Origin of the sequence: Methylobacterium nonmethylotrophicum, assembly GCF_004745635.1 — a bacterium.
Taxonomy (GTDB): Bacteria; Pseudomonadota; Alphaproteobacteria; order Rhizobiales; family Beijerinckiaceae; genus Methylobacterium; species Methylobacterium nonmethylotrophicum.
Window position 1 is genome coordinate 24,559 of the sequence record NZ_SRLB01000039.1, and the last position, 22,168, is coordinate 46,726.

19 protein-coding genes are annotated in these 22,168 nt (G+C 70.0%); 7 read left to right on the forward strand and 12 right to left on the reverse strand.

Going from position 1 to position 22,168, the window contains the following annotated elements:
* Both treZ and EU555_RS31050 read right to left on the reverse strand, forming a co-directional pair.
* On the reverse strand, positions 1-1,839 hold the full coding sequence (gene treZ, locus EU555_RS31045; RefSeq protein WP_135419200.1) for a malto-oligosyltrehalose trehalohydrolase: 1,839 nt from the start codon (positions 1,837-1,839) through the stop codon (positions 1-3).
* Between the two features lie 185 nt (positions 1,840-2,024).
* Entirely contained in the window at positions 2,025-2,213 is a 189-nt protein-coding gene (locus EU555_RS31050; protein WP_135419201.1) for a hypothetical protein, read from the reverse strand.
* 307 nt (positions 2,214-2,520) lie between these two features.
* On the opposite strand from EU555_RS31050, the gene parE reads away from it, so the two are divergent.
* Positions 2,521-4,578 (forward strand): DNA topoisomerase IV subunit B, encoded by a 2,058-nt coding sequence (gene parE, locus EU555_RS31055; protein ID WP_135419202.1) that lies wholly within the window; start codon positions 2,521-2,523, stop codon positions 4,576-4,578.
* Positions 4,579-4,773: 195 nt separating this feature from the next.
* Here parE and EU555_RS31060 read toward each other — a convergent pair whose 3' ends face one another.
* Positions 4,774-5,679, reverse strand: a complete 906-nt coding sequence (locus EU555_RS31060) for an outer membrane protein (protein ID WP_135419203.1) — start codon at positions 5,677-5,679, stop codon at positions 4,774-4,776.
* Positions 5,680-5,901: 222 nt separating this feature from the next.
* On the opposite strand from EU555_RS31060, the gene EU555_RS31065 reads away from it, so the two are divergent.
* The 3 genes from EU555_RS31065 to EU555_RS31075 all read left to right on the forward strand — a co-directional run bounded on the left by EU555_RS31065 (position 5,902) and on the right by EU555_RS31075 (position 9,133).
* Positions 5,902-6,150, forward strand: a complete 249-nt coding sequence (locus EU555_RS31065) for a hypothetical protein (RefSeq protein ID WP_135419204.1) — start codon at positions 5,902-5,904, stop codon at positions 6,148-6,150.
* Positions 6,151-6,422: 272 nt separating this feature from the next.
* Positions 6,423-7,946: a DEAD/DEAH box helicase gene (locus tag EU555_RS31070; protein ID WP_135419205.1), complete on the forward strand. Its 1,524-nt coding sequence runs from the start codon at positions 6,423-6,425 to the stop codon at positions 7,944-7,946.
* A 122-nt stretch (positions 7,947-8,068) separates the two neighbouring features.
* Entirely contained in the window at positions 8,069-9,133 is a 1,065-nt protein-coding gene (locus EU555_RS31075) for a GGDEF domain-containing protein (protein WP_135419206.1), read from the forward strand.
* Between the two features lie 41 nt (positions 9,134-9,174).
* Here EU555_RS31075 and sufA read toward each other — a convergent pair whose 3' ends face one another.
* Complete coding sequence (gene sufA, locus EU555_RS31080) at positions 9,175-9,555, reverse strand: Fe-S cluster assembly scaffold SufA (protein WP_135419207.1); 381 nt, start codon at positions 9,553-9,555, stop codon at positions 9,175-9,177.
* Between the two features lie 167 nt (positions 9,556-9,722).
* Here sufA and EU555_RS31085 point away from each other — a divergent pair, with 167 nt between their 5' ends.
* Positions 9,723-10,292, forward strand: coding sequence for a Uma2 family endonuclease (locus EU555_RS31085; protein WP_135419208.1), 570 nt, complete (start codon positions 9,723-9,725; stop codon positions 10,290-10,292).
* A 6-nt stretch (positions 10,293-10,298) separates the two neighbouring features.
* On the opposite strand, the gene EU555_RS31090 is transcribed toward EU555_RS31085, so the two are convergent.
* The 7 genes from EU555_RS31090 to EU555_RS31120 all read right to left on the reverse strand — a co-directional run bounded on the left by EU555_RS31090 (position 10,299) and on the right by EU555_RS31120 (position 17,095).
* Positions 10,299-10,604, reverse strand: a complete 306-nt coding sequence (locus EU555_RS31090; RefSeq protein ID WP_232388549.1) for an SUF system Fe-S cluster assembly protein — start codon at positions 10,602-10,604, stop codon at positions 10,299-10,301.
* A 97-nt stretch (positions 10,605-10,701) separates the two neighbouring features.
* A complete protein-coding gene (locus EU555_RS31095) occupies positions 10,702-11,946 on the reverse strand; it encodes a cysteine desulfurase (protein WP_135419210.1) in 1,245 nt (414 codons plus the stop codon).
* Between the two features lie 65 nt (positions 11,947-12,011).
* Positions 12,012-13,331, reverse strand: a complete 1,320-nt coding sequence (locus EU555_RS31100) for a SufB/SufD family protein (protein ID WP_135419211.1) — start codon at positions 13,329-13,331, stop codon at positions 12,012-12,014.
* A 2-nt stretch (positions 13,332-13,333) separates the two neighbouring features.
* Complete coding sequence (gene sufC / locus EU555_RS31105) at positions 13,334-14,086, reverse strand: Fe-S cluster assembly ATPase SufC (protein WP_135419212.1); 753 nt, start codon at positions 14,084-14,086, stop codon at positions 13,334-13,336.
* A 72-nt stretch (positions 14,087-14,158) separates the two neighbouring features.
* Entirely contained in the window at positions 14,159-14,377 is a 219-nt protein-coding gene (locus EU555_RS31110) for a hypothetical protein (protein WP_135419213.1), read from the reverse strand.
* Positions 14,378-14,381: 4 nt separating this feature from the next.
* Positions 14,382-15,851: a Fe-S cluster assembly protein SufB gene (gene sufB, locus EU555_RS31115; RefSeq protein ID WP_135419214.1), complete on the reverse strand. Its 1,470-nt coding sequence runs from the start codon at positions 15,849-15,851 to the stop codon at positions 14,382-14,384.
* 68 nt (positions 15,852-15,919) lie between these two features.
* Entirely contained in the window at positions 15,920-17,095 is a 1,176-nt protein-coding gene (locus EU555_RS31120) for a cysteine desulfurase family protein (protein WP_135419215.1), read from the reverse strand.
* A 256-nt stretch (positions 17,096-17,351) separates the two neighbouring features.
* On the opposite strand from EU555_RS31120, the gene EU555_RS31125 reads away from it, so the two are divergent.
* Both EU555_RS31125 and EU555_RS31130 read left to right on the forward strand, forming a co-directional pair.
* Positions 17,352-18,008, forward strand: a complete 657-nt coding sequence (locus EU555_RS31125) for an alpha/beta hydrolase (protein ID WP_135419216.1) — start codon at positions 17,352-17,354, stop codon at positions 18,006-18,008.
* 179 nt (positions 18,009-18,187) lie between these two features.
* Positions 18,188-20,185, forward strand: coding sequence for a TonB-dependent receptor (locus EU555_RS31130; protein WP_245524580.1), 1,998 nt, complete (start codon positions 18,188-18,190; stop codon positions 20,183-20,185).
* A 260-nt stretch (positions 20,186-20,445) separates the two neighbouring features.
* On the opposite strand, the gene EU555_RS31135 is transcribed toward EU555_RS31130, so the two are convergent.
* Entirely contained in the window at positions 20,446-22,161 is a 1,716-nt protein-coding gene (locus EU555_RS31135) for a thiamine pyrophosphate-requiring protein (protein ID WP_135419217.1), read from the reverse strand.
* Positions 22,162-22,168: the final 7 nt, after the last annotated feature.

Here is a 22,168-nt window from a genome sequence, read left to right on the forward strand (position 1 = left end):
TCAAACCACCTCTTTCAGGAAGACGCCCGACCAGGCGGGCAGGATCAGGGAACCAGGCTCGTCCTGCGACACGGACGGCGAACGCCAGATGACGCGGCCGGGCGCCTGGCCGATGTCGTGCGGCTCGCCGCCGAACGCGCCGACGAAGCGCAAGGTGCCGCCGGCATAGGCCCAGGTCACGTCGATCACGTCCGGCCGCGGCAGCGAATAGCGCCCGCCCTGCCACGCGGTCTTCGTCAGCGGCACCACCTCGCGCTGGCGGAGGTGAAGGAGCGCGGTCGTGTCGGCCAGGACCTCGCGGTGGGGCGAGCGGGCGGCTTCCGCCCAGTCGAGCGTCGAGCGCCGGAACGTCTCCTCGGCGGTCGGATCGGGAATCGTCTTCGCCTTCTCCTCGTCGGCGAAGGCCGCGAAGCTCTTGAACTCGCGCCGGCGGCCATCGCGCACCGCCTTGTTCAACGCCTCGTCGGGGGCGAAATCGACGAAGAACAGGAACGGGGTCGAGGCCGACCATTCCTCGCCCATCCACAGCATCGGGATCTGCGGGCTGAGCAGCAGCCCGGCCCGGGCGAGCGCCAGCCTGTCGGGGTCCGCGAGGTGGCTCAGGCGCTCGCCCAGCGCCCGGTTGCCGACTTGGTCATGGTTCTGCAGGAAGGCGACGAAGGCGGACGGCGGCAGGTGGCCGGAAGGCTCGCCGCGGGGATGGTTGTCGAGGGTCTTGAACGGCTCGCCCTGGTAGGCGAAGCCCTCGGCCAGGCTGCGGGCGAGGTGGGCGGCAGGCTTGTCGGAGAAGCTCTCGTAATAGCCGGCATCCTCGCCCGTCAGCAGGATGTGCCAGCCATGATGGGTGTCGTCGGCCCATTGCGCGCTGTGGAATCGCGGCTGGCCGGCCTCGTCCCGCTCCAGCCAGGAGGCCTGGTTGGCCTCGTTCTCGAGCATCAGGTGGACCGGTCGGTCGGGACACGCCCCGCGGATGCGCTCGGCCAGCTCGCCGAGGAAGTGTTTTTCGGAGTCGTCGAGGATCGCATGGACGGCGTCGAACCGCAGGCCGTCGACGTGGAACTCTTCCAGCCAGTACAGGGCGTTGTGGACGAAGAAGTCCCGCACCACCTGACCGCTGGTCTGGCCGTCGAAGTTGATGCCGGCGCCCCACGGCGTCTGGTGGCGCTCGGTGAAGAAGGTCTTGGCGTAGGCGTGAAGGTAGTTTCCGGCCGGGCCGAAGTGATTGTAGACGACGTCGAGGAAGACCATCAGGCCGAGGGAATGGGCCCGGTCGACGAGGCGGCGCAGGTCGTCGGGCGTGCCGTAGGCCGAATCGGGCGCGTAGGGCAGCACGCCGTCATAGCCCCAGTTGCGGCTTCCCTTGAAGTCGGCCAGCGGCAGGAGCTCGATCGCGGTGACGCCGAGGTCGCGCAGGGCCTCGAGCTTGCCGGCCAGAGCCGCGTAGGTGCCCTCCGGCGTCGCGGTGCCGACATGGCACTCGTAGATCACCGTCTCCTCGAACGGCCGGCCGGCCCAGGCCTGATCGGTCCACGCGAAGGCGGCGGGGTCGACGACCTGGCTCAGACCCGAGACGTCCTCCGGCTGGAAGCGGGAGGCCGGGTCGGGCACCACGAGGTCGCCGTCGATCCGGTACCCGTAAGCCGCCCCGGCGCGCACGCCCGGCACGGTGACGCGTCGCCAGCCCTCGCCCTGGTCGGGCAGATCATGCTCGGATCCCGGATCCTTCTCAGTGCCTTGGAGAACCAGGGCGACCCGCTTCGCGGTCGGCGCCCAGAGAGCGAATCGCACGCCCTCCGGTCCGATCTCCGCACCGAATGGCATGCTGTGGGCGCGCCGCATCGGGCCACCATCCTTCGAAAGCGTGGGTCTGGGTACGGCGTGGGGCGCCGCTCAGGAAATTCGGTCGACGTGGCCAGGTTCCGCGCTGCGAAACCCCGGTCGAGGCGCGAGCAAAGGCGCGTCCACCCCCGCCTGGAGCCGGTGGGTCGATGCCGTCGAGAGAGCCGTTGTGCGTGCCGCGCCGTTCAGAGCGCCCAGGCGAGGGTCGCGGCGAACGCCACCGCGAAGGCGGCCCCGCCGGCGGTCACCGCCATGCGCCCGAACCCCGCCGTCACCGCCTCGACGCTCTCCTCGGCGAAGCCGAAGGCCTGGCCGGCGGCCTGCTCGGCGCGGGCCAGCGAGAGGTGGCGGGCGTGGCGGTTGACGGCTTTCATCGTCGGAACGCTCCTGCGGCGCGGGCCTCCCACTCGGCATCAGGAGCGGCCGCTTCGACAACGGGCGGTCACTGCCGAGGTTCCGGAGGACCCGGCCTCGTCACGGGGCTTTAAGGGAATTTGTTTACGTCTCGGTGACTCTGGTACGGGTTCTGCTGCGCGGCGAGTCGGCGCCGCCGACCGCCCATGCCCGTTCGCCACACCCGGAAGCCGCCCGAACCCCCTTTTTGTTCCGCATTTGTTCCGGTATAGGGAGAGGATGACCTCGAATGCTGCCAGAGCCCTTCCCCCACCGCGAGGCCGTCGCGTGAGCGAGGCCGCACGAGACCTGTTCGGACCGGGGGGCAAGCCGCCCGGGGAGCCGACCCTCAAGGACCCGCTCAAACGGCTGAAGCCCGTCGCCGTGCCGCTGCCCGCGCAAGCCGCGGAGGCCGGCTACGACGCCTCGGCGATCGAGGTGCTGGAGGGGCTGGAGCCGGTGCGGCGCCGGCCCGGCATGTATATCGGCGGCACCGACGAGAAGGCCCTGCACCACCTCTTCGCCGAGGTGATCGACAACGCCATGGACGAGGCGGTGGCGGGCCATGCCAGCTTCATCGAGGTGGAGCTGGAGGAGAACGGCTGCCTCGTCGTGACCGATAACGGCCGCGGCATCCCGGTCGACCCGCACCCGAAATTTCCCGGCAAGTCGGCGCTCGAGGTCATCATGACCACGCTGCATGCCGGCGGCAAGTTCGACTCGAAGGTCTACGAGACCTCCGGCGGCCTGCACGGGGTCGGCATCTCGGTGGTGAACGCGCTGTCGGACCTCCTCGAGGTCGAGGTCGCCCGCAACCAGACGCTCTACCGCCAGACCTTCTCCCGCGGCCATGCGCAAGGTGCGATCGAGACCGTCGGACGGGTGCAGAACCGTCGCGGCACCAGGGTGCGGTTTCACCCGGACGCCGAGATCTTCGGCGAGCACCGGTTCGACCCGCGCCGCCTGTTCAAGATGGCGCGCTCGAAGGCCTACCTGTTCGGCGGCGTCGAGATCCGCTGGCGCTGCGCGCCGAGCCTTCTGGAGGGCGTCGAGAACGTGCCGGCCGAGGCCGTGCACCGCTTCCCGGCCGGCCTGAAGGACTATCTCGCGCGCGAGATCGACGGCAAGGAGCTCGTCGCCGACGGCGTCTTTTCCGGCAAGATCACCAAGCCCGGCAGCCACGGCTCCCTCGAATGGGCGGTGGCGTGGCTGGCCAACGACGACGGCTTCTCGTCCTCCTACTGCAACACCATCCCGACGCCCGAGGGCGGCACCCACGAGAGCGGGATGCGGGTGGCGCTGCTGCGGGCCTTGCGCGACCACGCCGAGCGGGTCGGCCAGGTCAAGCGGATGCAGGCGGTCACGGCCGAGGACGTGATGGCGACCTGCGCGGCGATGCTGTCGGTCTTCATCCGCGAGCCCGAGTTCCAGGGTCAGACCAAGGACAAGCTGGCGACGCTCGAGGCCTCCCGCATCGTCGAGGCGGCGATGCGCGACGCCTTCGACCATTGGCTCGCCGCCTCCCCGGCCCAGGCCAACAAGCTCCTCGACTGGGTGATCGACCGGGCCGAGGAGCGCCTGCGCCGGCGCCAGGAGAAGGAGGTCGCCCGCAAGACCGCGACCCGCAAGCTGCGCCTGCCGGGCAAGCTCGCCGATTGCTCGAAGGCCGGTGCCGCGGGGTCGGAGATCTTCATCGTCGAGGGCGACTCGGCCGGCGGCTCGGCCAAGCAGGCGAGGGACCGCGCCACCCAGGCGATCCTGCCCTTGCGCGGCAAGATCCTCAACGTCGCCTCGGCGAGCCGGGACAAGCTCGGGGCGAACCAGCTCCTCTCCGACCTGATCCAGGCGCTCGGCTGCGGCATCGGCAACCAGTACCGGCACGACGACCTTCGCTACGAGAAGGTCATCATCATGACCGACGCCGACGTCGACGGCGCCCACATCGCCTCGCTGCTCATCACCTTCTTCTACCGGCAGATGCCGAAGCTGATCGAGGGCGGCCACCTCTACCTGGCGGTGCCGCCGCTCTACCGTCTCACGCAAGGGGCGAAGAGCGCCTATGCCCGCGACGACCGCCACAAGGAGCAGCTGCTCAAGACCACGTTCAAGTCGGGCAAGGTCGAGATCGGCCGCTTCAAGGGCCTCGGCGAGATGATGCCCGGCCAGCTGAAGGAAACCACCATGGACCCCAAGAAGCGCACGCTGCTGCGGGTCGAGGTGGTGGAGGAGGCCAAGGCCGAGACCGGCGACACGGTCGAGCGCCTGATGGGCAACAAGCCCGAAGCGCGCTTCGCCTTCATCTCCGAGCGGGCGGTCTTCGCCGACGAGATCGAACTCGACATCTGAGGGGCGCGTGGATCCGGGGACGGCGCCAACCGTCCCCTGCGTAAACTCAAGGCGAAAGGCCCAGCCGCGCGAGCGGCTGGGCCTTTTTTGCGTTGATCGCTGTCGCCCGGGACGGTGCCGAACATGGCCCCGTCACGCGAAGAGCCCGGCCGTGAGGCCGGGCTCTTCTCCCTCGCCGTGAGGGATCGTCAGGTCTTAGAAGCCGCCGAACTTGTAGTTCAGGCCGGCGCGCACGACCGCGAACTCGGTCTCGCGACGGTACAGGTTGGCCGGGCCGACCGACACCACGCCCGGCGAGAACACCGAGACCTGGCCGCCGGCCGCGTTCTGCGCGAACACGCCGTTGTTGCGGTTGCCCTGGTCCAGGTTCACGTACAGGCCTTCGACCTTCACGGTCACGGCCGACGAACGGAAGAAGTTCAGGAACGAGTCGGTGGGCAGGGCGTACTCGACGCCGCCGCCGACCACCCAGCCGGTCTGGAAGTCGTCGCGCGAGCTGTTGGGCAGGCCGAAGTCGCGACCGCCGCCCGAGCCGTAGGCGAAGCCGCCGGTGGCGTAGACGAGGGTGCGGTCCCAGGCGTAGCCGAGGCGGCCGCGCACGGTGCCGAAGAAGTCCAGGCCCGAGATGCCGTTCGGGTTGAACACCAGGGCGCCCGGCGCGACGCTGCCGCCCGGCACGGTGGCGAAGGCGAAGCGGTTGCGGTTGCGGCCGAAGTCGACGTACTGGGCGTCGGCCTCGATGCCCACGACCACGCCCGAGCCCGGGGTGAACTGGTAGTTGTAGCCGATCTGGCCGCCGCCGACGAAGCCGTCGTTGCTGTTGCGGTTGCCGAAGGCCACCACGCCGTTGGCCGGCACGACCGGAGCGGCGGAGGTGACGAAGATGCCGTAACCCGCCGGCACGCCGACGACGGTCGGGGCGCGGGTGTCGGCGGTGTTGAAGCCGTAGCCGGCGTTGAAGCCGGCGTAGAAGCCCGTCCAGGTGAAGACCGGCACCGGCGTGAAGACCGGCGGCGGGGCCGCACGGCGCGGCAGGTCGGCGGCCGAGGCAGCCGCGGACAGGCCGACGAGGGCCACGGAGGCGAGGAGGATCTTCTTCATTCTCTGACTGGTCCTGATTGGCGAGAGCCGGCGCGCTTCTATCCCCGGTCGGTCACCCGGTCTGTCGCATTCCTGCAACGAGGCCTGGGTTTACCCCTCCACCCGTCAACGAACCGTGAATCCTCCGCGACCGCCAGCGAAAAAAAACGAGCGAAATCGGTCACTTGGCATTAACCATGAGGCCCCACACCTCAAGCCTGCACCGTCCGTCGAGGAACCGAGATGCCGCTGTCAGGGCGCGAGAAGGCGCCGCTCTCCGTTCTCCAGCGCACCTGGAGACTCGCCCTGATCGCCGTCGCGGCCTCTCTGGCGACCACCCACTATCTCGCCTCGCGCAGCACGCCGTCCGGCACCGGCCCGGGCCCGACCGCGGCCCTGCGCGGCGCGGCCGAGCCCGAGACCACCGGGTCGATTGCCGGGAGCGCGGCGCGCACCCGGCTCGATCCCTGCGCCGCGGCCCCGCGCCCGTGACCCGGCCTTTCCGGGCCCGGCAGCGGCGGTCGCGGGGCGGCCGACCCTGCCTTGCCCCCCGACAAATCCCGGACAGCACTTGACAAATGGGCCCGCATCGGGCGTGTCCTCCGGGCGGTCGCGTGCCCGACGCGACGGAGCAATGGCGTGAACGTCCCGCCCCGGTTCAGCCGGCGCGAACGGGCTTCGAAACGACTTTGCCCCCCGGCCGTTGCCGCGACGGTGTCTTACGCGCCCGCCCGATCCGCCCGCGCGCAACGGTTCTCTTCAGGATGTCATTCGCCGAACTGGGTTTAAGCGAGAAGGTTCAGCAGGCCGTCGAGGCCGCGGGCTACACGGCGCCGACCCCGATCCAAGCCCAGGCCATTCCGCACGTGCTCGCCCGGCGCGACGTGCTGGGCGTCGCCCAGACCGGCACCGGCAAGACGGCGGCCTTCACGCTGCCGATGCTCACCCTGCTCGAGCAGGGCCGCGCCCGGGCCCGCATGCCGCGCACGCTGGTCCTCGAGCCGACCCGCGAGCTCGCCGCACAGGTCGTGGAAAACTTCGAGCGGTACGGCACGAACCACAAGCTCAACGTCGCGCTGCTGATCGGCGGCGTCTCGTTCGCCGACCAGGACCTCAAGATCACCCGCGGCGTCGACGTGCTGATCGCGACGCCCGGGCGGCTGCTCGACCATTTCGAGCGCGGCAAGCTGCTCCTCACCGGCGTCGAGCTCCTCGTCATCGACGAGGCCGACCGGATGCTCGACATGGGGTTCATCCCCGACATCGAGCGGATCGTGAAGCTGGTGCCGTTCACCCGCCAGACCCTGTTCTTCTCGGCGACGATGCCGCCGGAGATCCAGCGCCTCGCCGACGACTTCCTGCACAATCCGGTCCGCATCGAGGTGGCGCGCCCGGCCTCCACGGCCTCGACGATCACCCAGCGGCTGGTCGCGACCGGCGCGGAAGGGCACCAGAAGCGCAAGACCCTGCGCAAGCTGATCCGCGGCGCCGAGGAGCTCAACAACGGCCTCATTTTCTGCAACCGCAAGCGCGACGTCGCGCAGCTGCAGAAGTCGCTGTCGAACCACGGCTTCAACGTCGCGGCCCTGCACGGCGACATGGACCAGCGCGCCCGCATGGCGGCGCTCGACGCCTTCCGTTCCGGCGAGGTGCCGCTGCTCGTCGCCAGCGACGTCGCGGCCCGCGGCCTCGACATCCCGGCGGTGAGCCACGTCTTCAACTTCGACGTGCCGCACCACGCCGAGGACTACGTCCACCGCATCGGGCGCACCGGCCGGGCGGGTCGCAGCGGAGCCGCCTTCACCCTGGTCGGCCGGGGCGACGAGAAATCGCTCGCGGCGATCGAGACCCTGATCGGTCAGCCGATCGCCTGGGCCGACGGCGACCTCGCGAGCCTGCCGGAGGACGAGGCGGGCGAGCCGGAGCGGCGCGGCCGGAGCGTTCGCGGCCGCCGCGGCGAGGCGCGCCGGGAGGACGGCCGCCGGGACGACGGGAGCCGCGACGAGAGTCGTCGTGACGAGACCCGCCGTCGCCGTGCCCGCGGCGCGCGCCCGGAGGAGACCCCCTCCCCGCGCCACAACGGCGAGGCATCGCCGCGTCCTCACGATGACCGACCCCCTTCGGACGATCGGCGTCCCTCGGGCGGGCGGCCCGCCGCCCGGCGCGCCGACCGCGGCCGCTCCCGGGACGACGACGCGATGCCCGAGGCCGAGATCGGCATGGGCGCGCATGTCCCGGCGTTCCTGCTACGGCCGGTTGTGTTGAAGAAGCGCCGCGAGAGCGAGTAGACCGCAAATTCCACATTTGTCAGCGCCTCGCGCGGCCACGCTTTAACTGCTTCTCCACGGACCGACCTTAGAGGTGGAGGCAGGCGCCGGCACGAAGCCGACGCCCAGCGCGGAGACGTTCGATGCCTGACCTGAGCAGCGCCGAGCTAGATCGGAGCTTCCTGTTCGGTCAGCGGGCGATGGAGTTGATGAAGGCGTACCGGTCGCCGGCCACGCCGCGCGGCTACGCCGTCTGGTACACCTACGTTGCCGGGCTGAATGCCCAGCTGAACGAGGCGATCAAGCGGATCACCGCCGAGCAAGGCGCCCTGACCGACAACAGCGTCGACCTCCTCTTCGAGACCTATATCGACGGCCGCCGGCTCTCGACCGAGACCGAGCGGGCGAGCGCGGGCGTGCTCACCGAGATCGAGCAGATCATGGAGATGCTCGACGCCGCGCTCGGCTCCACGGCACGCTATGGTGCCTCGCTCCAGGCCTTCAGCCAGGATCTGGCGGGTCCGGCGGTCAACCGCGCCCGGGTGCGGGAGATCGTCTCGTCGCTCGTCGTCACCACCCGCGACGTTGCCGCGAACAACCGCACCCTCGAGGCGCGGATGCGCGAGAGCCGCAACGAGATCGAGACCCTGCGCGAGACCCTGGAAGCCGTACGGGTCGAATCCCTGACCGATCCCCTCACCGGCATCGGCAACCGCAAGCACTTCGAGGAGATGCTGCGCAAGGCCGTCGACCACGCCGCGGTGCAGGGCCAGCCGCTCTGCCTCGTCGTGCTCGACATCGATCACTTCAAGCGGTTCAACGACCTCTACGGCCACCTCACGGGCGACCAGGTGCTGCGGCTTGTGGCGATGACCATGCGCGAATGCGTCGAGCCGCGCACCACCATCGCGCGATTCGGCGGCGAGGAGTTCGGCATCATCCTGCCCGATTGCGGCCGGGACGAAGCGCGGGAGGTGTCCGAGAAGGTCCGCACCAGCGTGATGGGCCGAGAGCTGGTCAAGCGGTCGACCGGTGAGAGCCTGGGACGCATCACGGTGTCGATCGGCCTCGCCACCTACCGGCGCGGCGACACGGCCGTGTCGCTGCTGGAGCGGTCCGACCACTGCATGTTCACGGCCAAGCGCGCCGGCCGCAACCAGGTCGTCGACGACAGCGTGCCGGCCGAAATGGTCAACGACGTCGCCTGATGCCGGCCCCATGCCTGAACACGGGGCCGGCGCGCTGCCCGTCAGGCGTGGGCACCCGTCAGCGAGGCCGGGTCGGCGGGCGTGATCGCGACCGATTCGCCGCAGCCGCAGGCCGAGGTCTGGTTCGGATTGTTGAACACGAACTGCGACGCCAGCTTCGTGGTCTGGAAATCCATCTCGGTGCCGAGCAGGAACAGCACCGCCTTCGGGTCGATGAAGACGCGCACGCCCTTGTCCTCGACCACGTCCTCGCCGGGCTTCCGGTCCTCGGCGTATTCCATCGTGTAGCTCATCCCGGCGCAGCCGCCGTTCTTGACCCCGACGCGCAGGCCCGCGATCGGGCGCTCGGCGTCGGCCATGATGCCCTTGATCCGCGCGGCGGCGGCGTCGGTCAGCGACATCACCTTGAAGCTTGGTGCCATGTTCAAAACTCTCTCCGACGGCCGGGTTCAAGGCCCGGGCGGTTGAGGCGTGACGTTACGATGCGAAGATAAGCATCCCGTTGCCTGCGGTCCACCGGCGGGACGTGATAGGATGGGATGAGGGCTTCGTGGCGGAGACGGCGATAGCGGACGCGGCACGAAGGAGGATGACGCCGGAAGAGTTCTTTGCCTGGCAGGAGCACCAGGACGAGCCGTTCGAACTCGTCGACGGCGTTCCGGTGCCGAAACACCGGATGATGACCGGAGCCAGCGTCCAGCACGACCGGGTGACGGTGAACGTCATCGTCAGCCTCGGCAATCAGCTGCGCGGCTCCCGCTGCCGGCCGACCACGGACGACGTTTCGCTGCGCACCAGCATCACGACCATCCGGCGGCCCGACGTCACGGTCGAGTGCGGCGAGCTGGTCTACGATACGCACGAGGCCCGCGAGTCGCGTCTCGTCGTCGAGGTGGCCTCACCCTCCACCACCGCCGTCGACCGGACCGTGAAGCTCGAAGAGTACAAGCGCCACCCGACCCTCCGGTACATCCTGCTCCTCGAGACCGTGGCGCCGGTCGCCCTGCTCTACCGTCGAGCGGACGAGGCCTGGCAACCGGAGCTGTTCGAGGGGCTGGAGGCCGTCATCGCGCTGCCCGAGATCGGCGCGCGGCTCGCGCTCGCGGAGATCTGCGACGGACTCACCTTCCCGTCGCGCATCACCGACGCGATGCGCTGACCCGGCTCACCACATGTCGAGCGCGATGCGGGCCTCGTCGGACATCCGGCTCTGGTCCCACGGCGGATCGAACACCATCGTGACGCTGCAGCCGGCGACGCCCGGCACCGCCGAGACGGCGTTCTCGACCCAGCCCGGCATCTCGCCGGCCACCGGGCAGCCCGGGGCGGTCAGGGTCATGTCGATCGCGACGTTGCGGTCGTCGGCGATGTCGACCCGGTAGATCAGGCCGAGCTCGTAGATGTCGGCCGGGATCTCCGGGTCGTAGACGGATTTGAGCGCCGCCACGATGCCGTCGGTCAGGCGGTCCATCTCCTCCGGCGGGATCGCCGAGGCGTTCACTTGGGCATTCCGTTGCGGGGTATTCGCGCCGCTTGCGGCGGCTGGGGTGTCGGTCATGCGCGGTTCCTCACGCGAACATCCGCTCGGCCCGGGTCAGGGCGGAGACGAGGGCATCGATCTCCGCCGTCGTATTATACAGGCCGAACGAGGCGCGACAGGTCGATGTGGTGCCGAAGCGCTTCAGCAGCGGCATGGCGCAGTGGGTGCCGGCCCGCACCGCGACGCCCTGGCGGTCGATGACGGTCGCGACGTCGTGGGCGTGCGCCCCCTTCATCTCGAAGGAGATCACCGCACCCTTGTGGCGCGCCGTGCCGATGATCCTGAGGCTGTTCATGCCGCGCAGGCGCTCCTGCGCGTAGGCGAGAAGGTGCGCCTCGTGGGCGGCGATGCGCTCGCGGCCGAGGCTCATCATGAATTCGAGCGCCGCCCCGAGCCCGACCGCCTCGACGATCGCCGGGGTGCCGGCCTCGAAGCGGTGCGGGGGCGCGTTGTAGGTGATGCGCTCCTCCTCGACGATCTCGATCATCTCGCCGCCGCCCTGGTAGGGCGGGAGGCGCTCCAGCCACTCCTTCTTGCCGTAGAGCACGCCGATGCCGGTCGGGCCGTAGACCTTGTGACCGGTGAAGACGAAGAAGTCGCAATCGAGGGCCTGGACGTCGATCGCCTGGTGCACCGCGCTCTGCGCCCCGTCGAGCAGCACCGGCACGCCGTGCGCGTGGGCGATGCGCACGATCTCCTCGGCCGGCGTGACCGTGCCGAGCACGTTCGACATGTGGCTGATCGCCACCATCTTGGTCTTGGGCGAGAACAGCTTCTCGAAGTCGTCGACCAGGAAGTTGCCCTCGTCGTCGACGGGGGCGAATTTCAGCACGGCGCCACGGCGCTCGCGCAGGAAGTGCCAGGGCACGATGTTGGAATGGTGCTCCATGATCGACAGGATGATCTCGTCACCCTCGCCGATCAGCCCGGCCCAGCCCATGCAGGTCGCGACCAGGTTATAGGCCTCGGTGGCGTTGCGGGTGAAGACGATCTCGTCGGTGGAGCGGGCGTTGAGGAACTGGCGCGTCGTCTCGCGGGCGCCCTCGAACCCCTCCGTGGCGGCGTTCGCCATGAAGTGCAGGCCGCGATGAACGTTGGCGTAGGCCGTCTCCATCGCGCCCGACATCGCGTCGATCACCGCCCGCGGCTTCTGCGCCGAGGCGGCGTTGTCGAGGTAGACCAGCGGCTTGCCGTAGACCTGCTGCGACAGGATCGGGAATTGCGCCCGGATCGCCTCGACGTCGTAGGGGGTCTGAAGGACGGGTGCGTTCATGGCGGGCTCTCGTGCAGGGCGTGAGAGAGGGGCCGGCCCGCGGGCCGGCCCGACCGTGCGTTGGTTCAGCCGCGGCGGGACAGCCAGGCCTCGATCTCGGCGATCATCGCCTCGCGGGCGCCCGCGTGGGTCACCGCCTCGATCGCCTCGCCCAGGAAGGCCTGGACCAGCAGGCTCTCGGCCTGCGCCCGCGGCAGGCCGCGGGCCATCAGGTAGAACAGCAGGTCGTCGTCCGGGGCGCCGCAGGTCGCGCCGTGGCCGCAGGCCACGTCATCGGCGAAGATCTCCAGCTCCGGCTTGTTCATCATCTGCCCCTCGTCGGTGAGGAGGAGGCAGTCGGACTTCATCTTGCCGTCGGTCTTCTGGGCGACCTGGCGGACGATGATCTTGCCCTGGAACACGCCGGTGGCGTCGCCGTCGATCACCGTCTTGAACTGCTCGCGGCTGACGCCGCCGAGGGCGGCGTGGTCGGCGAGCAGGGTCGAGTCGGCGAGCTGGCCGTCGCGGATCATCGCGGCGCCGTTGACGGTGGCGGTCGCATCGTCCCCTGCGAAGTGCAGGTAGAGCTGGTGGCGCGACAGCACCGCCCCGGTCACCACGTTGACGGTCTCGATATGCGAGCCGGCGCCGAGGCGGGCCGAGACGGTCGAGAGCGCGATGGCGGCGTCGCCCTCGAGGTTGAGCCGGCTGTGCAGCACGCGGGCGCGGTCGCTGACCACGACGTCGAGGACGTCGTTGGGCTGGTAGGCGATCCCGTCCGGGCCCTCGTGGCTCTCGAGGATCGTGACCTCGGCGTCGTCGCCGGCGACGACGAGCACGCGGGTCGCGGTCGAGAACGGCGCGGAGCCGGTGCCGACGAAGCGCAGGTGCAGGGCCCGCTCGATCCTGGCGCCGTCGGCGACCCGGATCACCGCCCCATCCGCCATGAAGGCGGCGTTGAGCTGGTAGATCGGGTTCTCGCGGGTCTGCTCGACCGGCGCCAGATGGTCGAGGAGCGGGTGCCCCTCGGCCATCGCACGCGCGAACGGCACCACCTCCAGGCCCTCGGGCAGGCCGGCGAGGTCGGAGAGGGCCGCGACGAGGTGACCGTTGACGAAGGTGAGGCGCGCTGCCTCGATTCCGGCGAAGCCCCGGGCGGTCTTGACGGCGTTGCGGGCGGTCTCCGCGTCGGGGGCGTCGGCCGGCGGCGCGGCCTCGCGGAGAGCGGCGCGCAGGTCGGTGTACTTGAACGCCTCGACGCGGCGATGCGGCAGGCCCGCCGCCTCGAAGTAGCGGAACGCCTCCTCGCGGGCGATGGCCGCCCCGGGGAGCTTGAGCCGCTGGACCTCGAACAGCTTCGAGAGCCCGGTCTCGGCGGCGGTGCGGAGGGTCGTGACGTCGGCCATGGTCACGCGGCCTCGCTCGCACGGTACTCGGCGTAGCCCGAGGCCTCGAGCTCGAGGGCGAGCTCCTTGCCGCCGGACTTCACCACCCGGCCCTGCGCCATCACGTGCACGGTGTCGGGCACGATGTGGTTGAGCAGGCGCTGGTAGTGGGTGATGACCAGGAAGCTGCGATCTTTCGCCCGCAGGGCATTCACGCCCTCCGAGACGATGCGCAGCGCGTCGATGTCGAGGCCGGAATCGGTCTCGTCGAGGACGCAGAAGCGCGGCGACAGGAGCGCCATCTGCAGGATCTCCATGCGCTTCTTCTCGCCGCCGGAGAATCCGACATTGAGGGCGCGCTTGAGCATCTCGCGGTTGATCTCGAGCTTGTCGGCCGCCGCGAAGACCTGGCGCATGAAGTCGGGGGTGGTCAGTTCCTCCTCGCCGCGGGTCTTGCGCTGGGCGTTCATCGCCGCCTTGAGGAAGGTCATGGTGCCGACGCCCGGGATCTCCAGCGGGTACTGAAAGGCCAGGAAGATGCCGGCCGCCGCGCGGGCATCCGCCTCCATCTCCAGGATGTTCTCGCCGTCGAGCAGGATCTCGCCGTCGAGGACCTCGTAATCCTCCTTGCCGGCGATGACGTAGGACAGGGTCGACTTGCCGGAGCCGTTCGGCCCCATGATGGCGGCGACCTCGCCGTCGTTGACGGTCAGGCTGAGGCCGTTGAGGATGCGCTTGTCCTCGATGTTGACGACCAGGTTCTTGATCTCGAGCATGGTGATGAGTCCTATCGGACCACGCGGTCATCCTGCGGGATGACCGCCGGTCGGAATGTTTTTGAAATCGGATTAGTCGACGAGTTCGAGCCGCCGTTCGATGCGTTCGAGCCGATGCTTGATCGCAGCGATGTCGCCGTGATCGAATTCCTGCAGCGTCACGACGCCCGCGAGGTGCTGGCGAATGGACGTCATCTCGGCCCGCAGGCCGCGCATGTCGTCCTTGATGCCGGAGATGTCGCTTCGGATCGCCCGCAAATGTTCGAGCACGATGTTGTCTGGCTCGGCCATGGCGTCAGCCCACCGAGCCTTCCAGGCTGATCGAGATCAGCTTCTGGGCCTCGACGGCGAACTCCATCGGCAGCTGCTGCAGCACGTCGCGGACGAAGCCGTTGACGATCAGCGCGGTCGCCTCCTCCTCGGAGAGGCCGCGCTGCTGGCAGTAGAACTTCTGGTCCTCGGAGATCTTCGACGTCGTGGCCTCGTGCTCGAACACAGCCGAGGCATTCTTCGACTCGATGTAGGGCACCGTGTGCGCGCCGCACTGGTCGCCGATGAGGAGCGAATCGCAATTGGTGAAGTTGCGCGCGCCCTTGGCCTTCTTGTGCGCCGAGACGAGGCCCCGGTAGGTGTTCTGCGACCGGCCGGCGGAGATGCCCTTCGAGATGATCCGGCTCGTCGTGTTCTTGCCGAGGTGGATCATCTTGGTGCCGGAATCGACCTGCTGCATGCCGTTCGACACCGCGATCGAGTAGAACTCGCCGCGGGAGTTGTCGCCGCGCAGGATGCAGGACGGGTACTTCCAGGTAATCGCCGAACCGGTCTCGACCTGCGTCCACGAGATCTTCGAGTTCACGCCGCGGCAATCGCCGCGCTTGGTCACGAAGTTGTAGATGCCGCCGCGGCCTTCCGCGTCGCCCGGGTACCAGTTCTGCACCGTCGAGTACTTGATCTCGGCATCGTCGAGGGCGACGAGCTCGACCACCGCGGCGTGGAGCTGGTTGTCATCGCGCCGCGGGGCGGTGCAGCCCTCGAGGTACGAGACGTAGGAGCCCTTGTCGGCGATGATCAGCGTGCGCTCGAACTGGCCGGTATCGCGCTCGTTGATCCGGAAATAGGTCGACAGCTCCATCGGGCAGCGCACGCCCGGCGGGATGTAGACGAACGAGCCGTCGGAGAACACCGCCGAGTTCAGCGTCGCGAAGTAGTTGTCGGTGACGGGCACGACCGAGCCGAGGTACTTCTTCACCAGGTCGGGATGCTCGCGCACCGCCTCCGAGATCGGCATGAAGATGACGCCGGCCTTGGCCAGCTCGGCCTTGAAGGTTGTGGCGACCGAGACCGAGTCGAACACCGCATCCACCGCGACGCGGCGCTCGGGGGCGATGCCCTCCAGCACCTCGACCTCGCGCAGCGGGATGCCGAGCTTCTCGTAGGTCTTCAGGATCTCGGGGTCGATCTCGTCGAGCGACTGCGCCGCCTTGCGCTTCGGCGCGGCGTAATAGTACAGCTCGTCGTAGTTGATCTTGTCGTAGGAGACCCGCGCCCAGTTCGGCTCCTTCATGGTCAGCCAGCGCCGATAGGCGTCGAGGCGCCACTCGAGCATCCACTCGGGCTCGTCCTTCTTGGCCGAGATGAAGCGGATCACGTCCTCGGAGAGGCCCTTCTCGGACTTCTCCATCTCGATCGTGGTCTCGAAACCGTATTTGTACTGATCGACGTCGATGGCACGGACGCGATCGACCGTCTCCTGCACTGCAGGCATACCCGTCTCCTACCGCTGACGGCTTCAAGGGCCGCGAGGTGATGACACGGCCGGGGCCGGGCGCGCCTTCACGCCGCCCGCTCCCGGCGCTTATATAGGGACGAAACCAGCCGATCGAAGGCCGCGAGGAACCTTTCCCCGTCCTCTTCCCGGCTGTTCCACCCCAAACTCACGCGCAGCGCCCCCGCGGACAGGGCCGGATCGACCCCCATCGCCGCGAGCACGCCGGAGCGCGAAACCTTGCCCGAGGCGCAGGCCGCCCCGGACGACACCGCGATCCCGTCGAGGTCGAGGGCGATCAGGGCCGTCTCGGCCTTGAGCCCCGGCACCGCGAAACACAGGGTGTTCGGCAGGCGCTCGGCCCCCGCCCCGAACACCACGGCGTCCGGCGCCCGGGCCCGCACGCCCGCCTCGATCGCGTCACGCAGGGCCCCGAGGCGAAGGGCCTCCGCCGGCAGGGCGGCGAGCGCGGCCTCCGCAGCGACGCCGAACCCGACGATGCCCGCCACGTTCTCGGTCCCGGCCCGCAGGCGCGCCTCCTGCCCGCCGCCACGGATGAGGCCGGGCTCCAGGGTCGCGTCCTCCCCGAGCACGATGGCGCCGACGCCCTTCGGTGCTCCGAGCTTGTGGCCCGACAGCGTCAGCGCGTCGATTCCTGTGATATTGCGCGCGATCGAAACCCGTCCAGCCGCCTGGACGGCGTCGCTGTGGAGCAGGGCGCCGTACTGGCATGTGAACGCCGCAACCCTCGAAAGAGGCTGGACCACGCCGGTCTCGTTGTTGGCGGCCTGGATCGAGACCAGGGCGGTGCCCCCCCGCGCGGCGAGGCCTGAGAGCCGGGCCTCCAGCACGTCGAGCCGCAGAACCCCGTCGCCGTCGACCGGCAGGATCTCCGTCGCCTCCGCCGGGAAGCCGTGCCCTTGCAGGCAGCACGGGTGCTCGGTCGCGCCGATCAGCAGCCGGGTCGGGGCCGGCACCCCGCGCCGGCGCAGCGCGCCCGACAGGACGGCGTTCGCCGCCTCGGTGCCGCCGCTGGTGAACACCACCCGCGACGCTGCCGCCCCGGCGAGGGCCGCGACCGGCGCGCGCGCCGCCTCGACGGCGGCACGGGCCGCCCGTCCCTCGCGGTGGACCGAGGACGGGTTGCCCGGAAGCTCGACGAGCGCGCGCAGGACGGCCTCCGCCACCTCCGGCCGCAGGGCCGAGGTCGCGTTATGGTCGAGATAGGCGCGCGCGCGCTCCATGCGCTGAATTCCTTTGCCTTTCCCCCTGGGTGCCGTGCTAAGGCCCGCCCGGGACACGCGTAATCAGATGGTACGTGCCCGCCGGCACTGGACCCGGGACTGCGGCACCACGTAGTTTAGAATTGTTCTAGTGACCTAGAACGGTTCTAAGGGTGCTTTTATGGGAGACGGGACCCGAGTCAAGGTTCGGCCCCGCGCTCAAACGTCCGTTCCTGTGCCGCGCTCACGCACCCTTGAAGGCTAAAGAGGTTCGTTCATGCCCGAGGTCATCTTCGCCGGTCCGGCCGGTCGGCTGGAGGGGCGCTACCAGGCGCCGAAGCAGAAGGGCGCCCCGATCGCCATCGTGCTGCACCCGCACCCGCAATTCGGCGGCACGATGAACAACCAGATCGTCTACAACCTGTTTTATACGTTCGCGAATCGCGGCTTCGCGGCCCTGCGGTTCAACTTCCGGGGCGTCGGACGCAGCCAGGGCTCCTTCGATCACGGCGTCGGCGAGCTGTCGGACGCGGCCGCCGCCCTCGACTGGGTGCAGGCGGTCAACCCGGAGGCCCGCGCCTGCTGGATCGCCGGCGTGTCGTTCGGCTCGTGGATCGGCATGCAGTTGCTGATGCGCCGCCCGGAGATCGAGGGCTTCATCTCGATCGCCGCGATGGCCAACCGCTACGATTTCAGCTTCCTGGCCCCCTGCCCCTCCTCGGGCCTGTTCGTGCACGGCTCCGAGGACCGGGTCGCGCCGGCCCGCGAGGTGATGCCGGTGATCGAGAAGGTGAAGACCCAGAAGGGCGTCGTCATCGAGCACCAGATCGTCGAGGGCGCCAACCACTTCTTCGACGGCAAGGTCGACGAGCTGACCCAGACGGTCGAGACCTACCTCGACAAGCGGCTCGGCAAGCGCGACGAGGCGGCCTGAGCAGCCACCGGCGATCCCCTCCTCCACCCGCCCGGGGCCGCGCGGCGCCCCGGGGCGACCGCCGCGAGGTTCCTCCCCTGCCCGCCGTCTCCCGGTCGTCGCTCCTCGCGGCCGTCGCCGCATTCGGCCTGCCTGCCCCGGTCCTCGCCCAGGGCGAGATCCGCCTCGACGAGATCGAGGTGACCGCCCCGCCGGGCGCGGCCGCGAGCGCCGGCTATCCGGGCGGCGTCGCGGGCATCGGCGGCGGGCTCCGGCCGGTCGAGGCGGCGAGCGCCGGCATCATCGGCGGCGCGGAGGCCAACAGCCGCCCGGTCACCCGCCCGGGCGAGGTGCTGGAGGCGGTGCCGGGCCTGATCGTCACCCAGCATTCCGGCGAGGGCAAAGCCAACCAGTTCTTCCTGCGCGGCTTCAACCTCGACCACGGCACCGACATCGCCATCCTGGTCGACGGCATGCCGGTCAACATGCGCACCCACGCCCACGGCCAGGGCTACGCCGACCTCAACTTCCTGATCCCCGAACTCGTCGGCGCGGTCGCGTTCCACAAGGGACCGTATTTCGTCCGCGACGGCGACTTCGCCTCCGCGGGATCGGTGCGGATCGACTACCTCGACAAGCTCGACCGCAACATCGCGCTCACCACCCTCGGCCGCTTCGGCTTCCGGCGCGGGCTCTCGGCCGCCTCGGTGCCGCTCGGCGCCGGCACCCTGCTCGTCGCCGGCGAGGCGCAGGCCTATGACGGGCCCTGGGTCGTGCCCGATGCCCTGCGCAAGCTCAACGGCGTCGCCCGCTACAGCCAGGGCACCGCCACCGACGGCTTCGCCGTCACCGGCATGGCCTACTGGGCGAAGTGGAACGCCACCAACCAGATCCCGGAGCGGGCGGTGGCGGAGGGGATCATCGGCCGCTACGGGACGCTTGATCCGACCGATGGCGGCGAGACCGGCCGGTTCTCGCTCTCGGGGCGCTGGAGCCAGTCGGATGCGGGCGGGATCACCCGGGCCTCGGCCTACGTGATCCGCTACCGGATGAACCTCTGGAACGATTTTACCTATGTCCTCAACGACCCTGTCACCGGCGACCAGTTCCGCCAGCGCGACGCGCGCGTGCTCGGCGGCGGCGAGATCTCACGGGTCATCCAGGGCGACCTGTTCGGGCTGCCGATGGAGAACGAGGTCGGCGTCCAGACCCGCACCGACGCCATCCGGGTCGGCCTGTTCAACACCACGGCGCGGCGCTACCGCTCGACGGTGCTCGACGACCGGGTGCTGGAGGCGAGCGCGGCCTTCTACTACGAGAACCGGGTGCGCTGGACCGACTGGCTGCGCACCAGCCTCGGCGTCCGGGCCGACGGCTACACGGCCGACGTCCGCTCCGACACGCCGGCGAATTCGGGGCGCGCCCGCGACGGCATCGTCACCCCGAAGCTCGGCGCGGTGTTCGGGCCCTTCGCCGACACCGAGATATACCTGAATTACGGCGGCGGCTTCCACTCGAACGATGCCCGCGGCGTCACCGCGACGGTCGACCCGGCAAGCCCGTTGTTCACCGTCAGCCGCGCGCCGTTCCTGGTGCCCTCGACCGGCTACGAGGTCGGGATCCGCAACCGCTCCGTCGCCGGGCTGGAGACCAGCCTCGCCCTGTTCCGGCTCGACTTCGCCTCCGAGACCCTGTTCCAGGGCGATACCGGCACCACCGAGCCGAGCCGGCCGACCCGCCGCTTCGGCATCGAGTGGAGCAATCACTACGCGGTGACGCCCTGGCTGCGCCTCGAGGGCGACCTGACGATCACCAATGCGCGCTTCTCCGACCGCGATCCGATCGGCCGGCGGATCCCCGAGGCGCCGACCAGCATCGCGTCGGCGGGCCTCACCTTCGGCGAGGGCCGGGGCTGGTTCGGCGCGTTGCGCTTCCGCTATTTCGGCCCGCGGCCGCTGATCGAGGACGATTCGGTGCGCTCGAAGCCAACCGCGTTGCTGAACGGCCGGATCGGCTACGCCTTCGACACCGGCACCAGCCTGTCCCTCGACGTGCTGAACCTGACGAATGCCCGGGCCGACCAGATCGCCTACTTTTACGCGTCCCGCCTGCCCGGGGAAGCCGCCGGCAGCGCCGGCCGGCACATCCATCCGGTCGAGCCCACCGCCGTGCGGCTGACCCTGGCCGGCCGGTTCTGACGGCACCCCCGGGAGTGACCAGCGTCGCATGGGTCGCATCTGGGGGCGAGGGCGTCACGGGCCTGCCGTCGCGCCCGGCCCAGCCTCCCCTGGACCGGCCCGCCGATCTCGGCATCGCGGCGCGCGAGGCGGTCCGGGCGGGCACGCCCGTCCTGCCGAAGCTCGTCGACTCGCTGCGGCGCGCGGTCGGGCGAGAGCGCGAGGCGCGTCGGAACCGCGAGCGCCGGCGGCGCCTGAGCCGGACGGGGGCGCCCATCCCCTCAATGGTGGGGCAGGATGACGTCGAGCACGGCGCACCGTCCCTCCTCGCGCACGACCCGCAGCGCCTCGGCGAGAGCCTCGTCCACCTCCTCCGCCGTCCGGACCAGGCGTCCCCAGGCCCCGCCCGCCGCCGCGGCGATCCCGACATAATCCGGTGCCGGCTCGAACGAGGTGTCGAGGTGGTTGGCCCGGGCCGCGTAGCCGTCGGGATGGACCGCGAGGGTCGACAGCTTCGGCGACTTCCAGCCGCGGTTGTTGAAGATGACCTGCACGAACGGCGTCCGGTAGCGCCGCGCCATCCAGTGCACCGAGGACGGGACGGTGAACATGTAGGAGCCGTCCCCCGTCAGGGCCACGACGGTGCGGTCGGGCCGCGCGAGCTTGACGCCGATCGCCGCGCCGCCGTTCCAGCCGAGCGAGCCGCCGCCGCTGGTGAGGATCGAGCCCGGCCGCTCCGGCGCCAGGTGGTCGAACACGGTGTGGTAGTGCGAGATGCCCTCGTTGACGAACAGGGCGTCCTCGCCCGCCAGCGCCCGCAGGCGGGCGAGCAGGTGCTCGGCCGTCACCGCCCCCCCCGGCGGAATGGCCTCCCGCTCGCGCAGGTCTCGCGCGCGCGCCTCGTGCAGGCTTGCGTAATGGGCAGCCCGTTCCGCCACGACGGCGGGATCGACCGGGCTGGCGGCGAACCAGGCATCCAGCTGGGCGAGCGCGGTCGCGGCATCGGCGGCAAAAACCCCCTCGGCCGGGATGTGCCAGAGCGGCATCTGGCTCTTCAGCGGATCGACGTCGATGTGGAAGACCCGGGCCCCGTCGGCCGGCCTCGACACGGTCGGGATCCACGGCACGTCGCTGTCGACCACCAGGATCGCGTCGGCCTCCGCCAGCACCGGGTTCTGGCGCGGATGATTCCACTGGTTGCCCTGGTAGAGCGGATCGGTGTGGGGATAATTCAGCGCGTTCGGCACCGATTCCAGCACCCCCATGCCGATGCGCCGGCAGAGCGCCGCGAGCGGCGCCACCGCCTCCGGGTTGCGGCCGGCGAAGGAGGTGACGAGGAGCGGCCGGCGCGCGGCCGCGAGGGCGGTCGCGATCTGCCGCAGCCCCGGCTCGCTCAAGGCGCCCGGCGCGATCGGACGCCAGGACGCCGAGGTGTCCGGCTTGCGCTCCACCGCCTCCTCCATCACCTCGCGGGCGCCCATCAGGTAGACCGGGCCCTTCGGGTCGGACCTGGCGAATTGCAGCGCCCGGTGGACCAGGTCCTTGACGTTCTTCCCCGTGCGGATCTCGGCATCGTACTTCATGTAGCCGCGCACGAGGCCGCGCTGGTCGTGGACGTCCTGGATCCACTGGATGAACTCGTTGCGGCTGCCCTTCAGCTCGCCCTCCTGCGTGAACGGCGAGGCGCCGGCGAAGACGATCACCGGCGCGCGGCCCTTGGCGGCGTTGTGCACGGCGCCGGCCAGGGCCTGGGTGCCGCACTCGACATGGACCACGACCGCCTGCGGCTCGCCGCTCGCCTGCCAGTAGCCGTGGGCGGCGCTCATGCCGACCATCTCGTTGGGGCAGGTGACGATCTCGGGGATACGTCGCCCGGCGGCCCGCGCCTCGGCGATCGCCTCGATCAGGGCCGGATGGTCGCTGCCGACATTGGCGAAGACGAAGGAGACGTTCGCCTCCACCAGGGCATCGAGGAAGGCGCTGCTCGTCGTGTACATGGTCTCG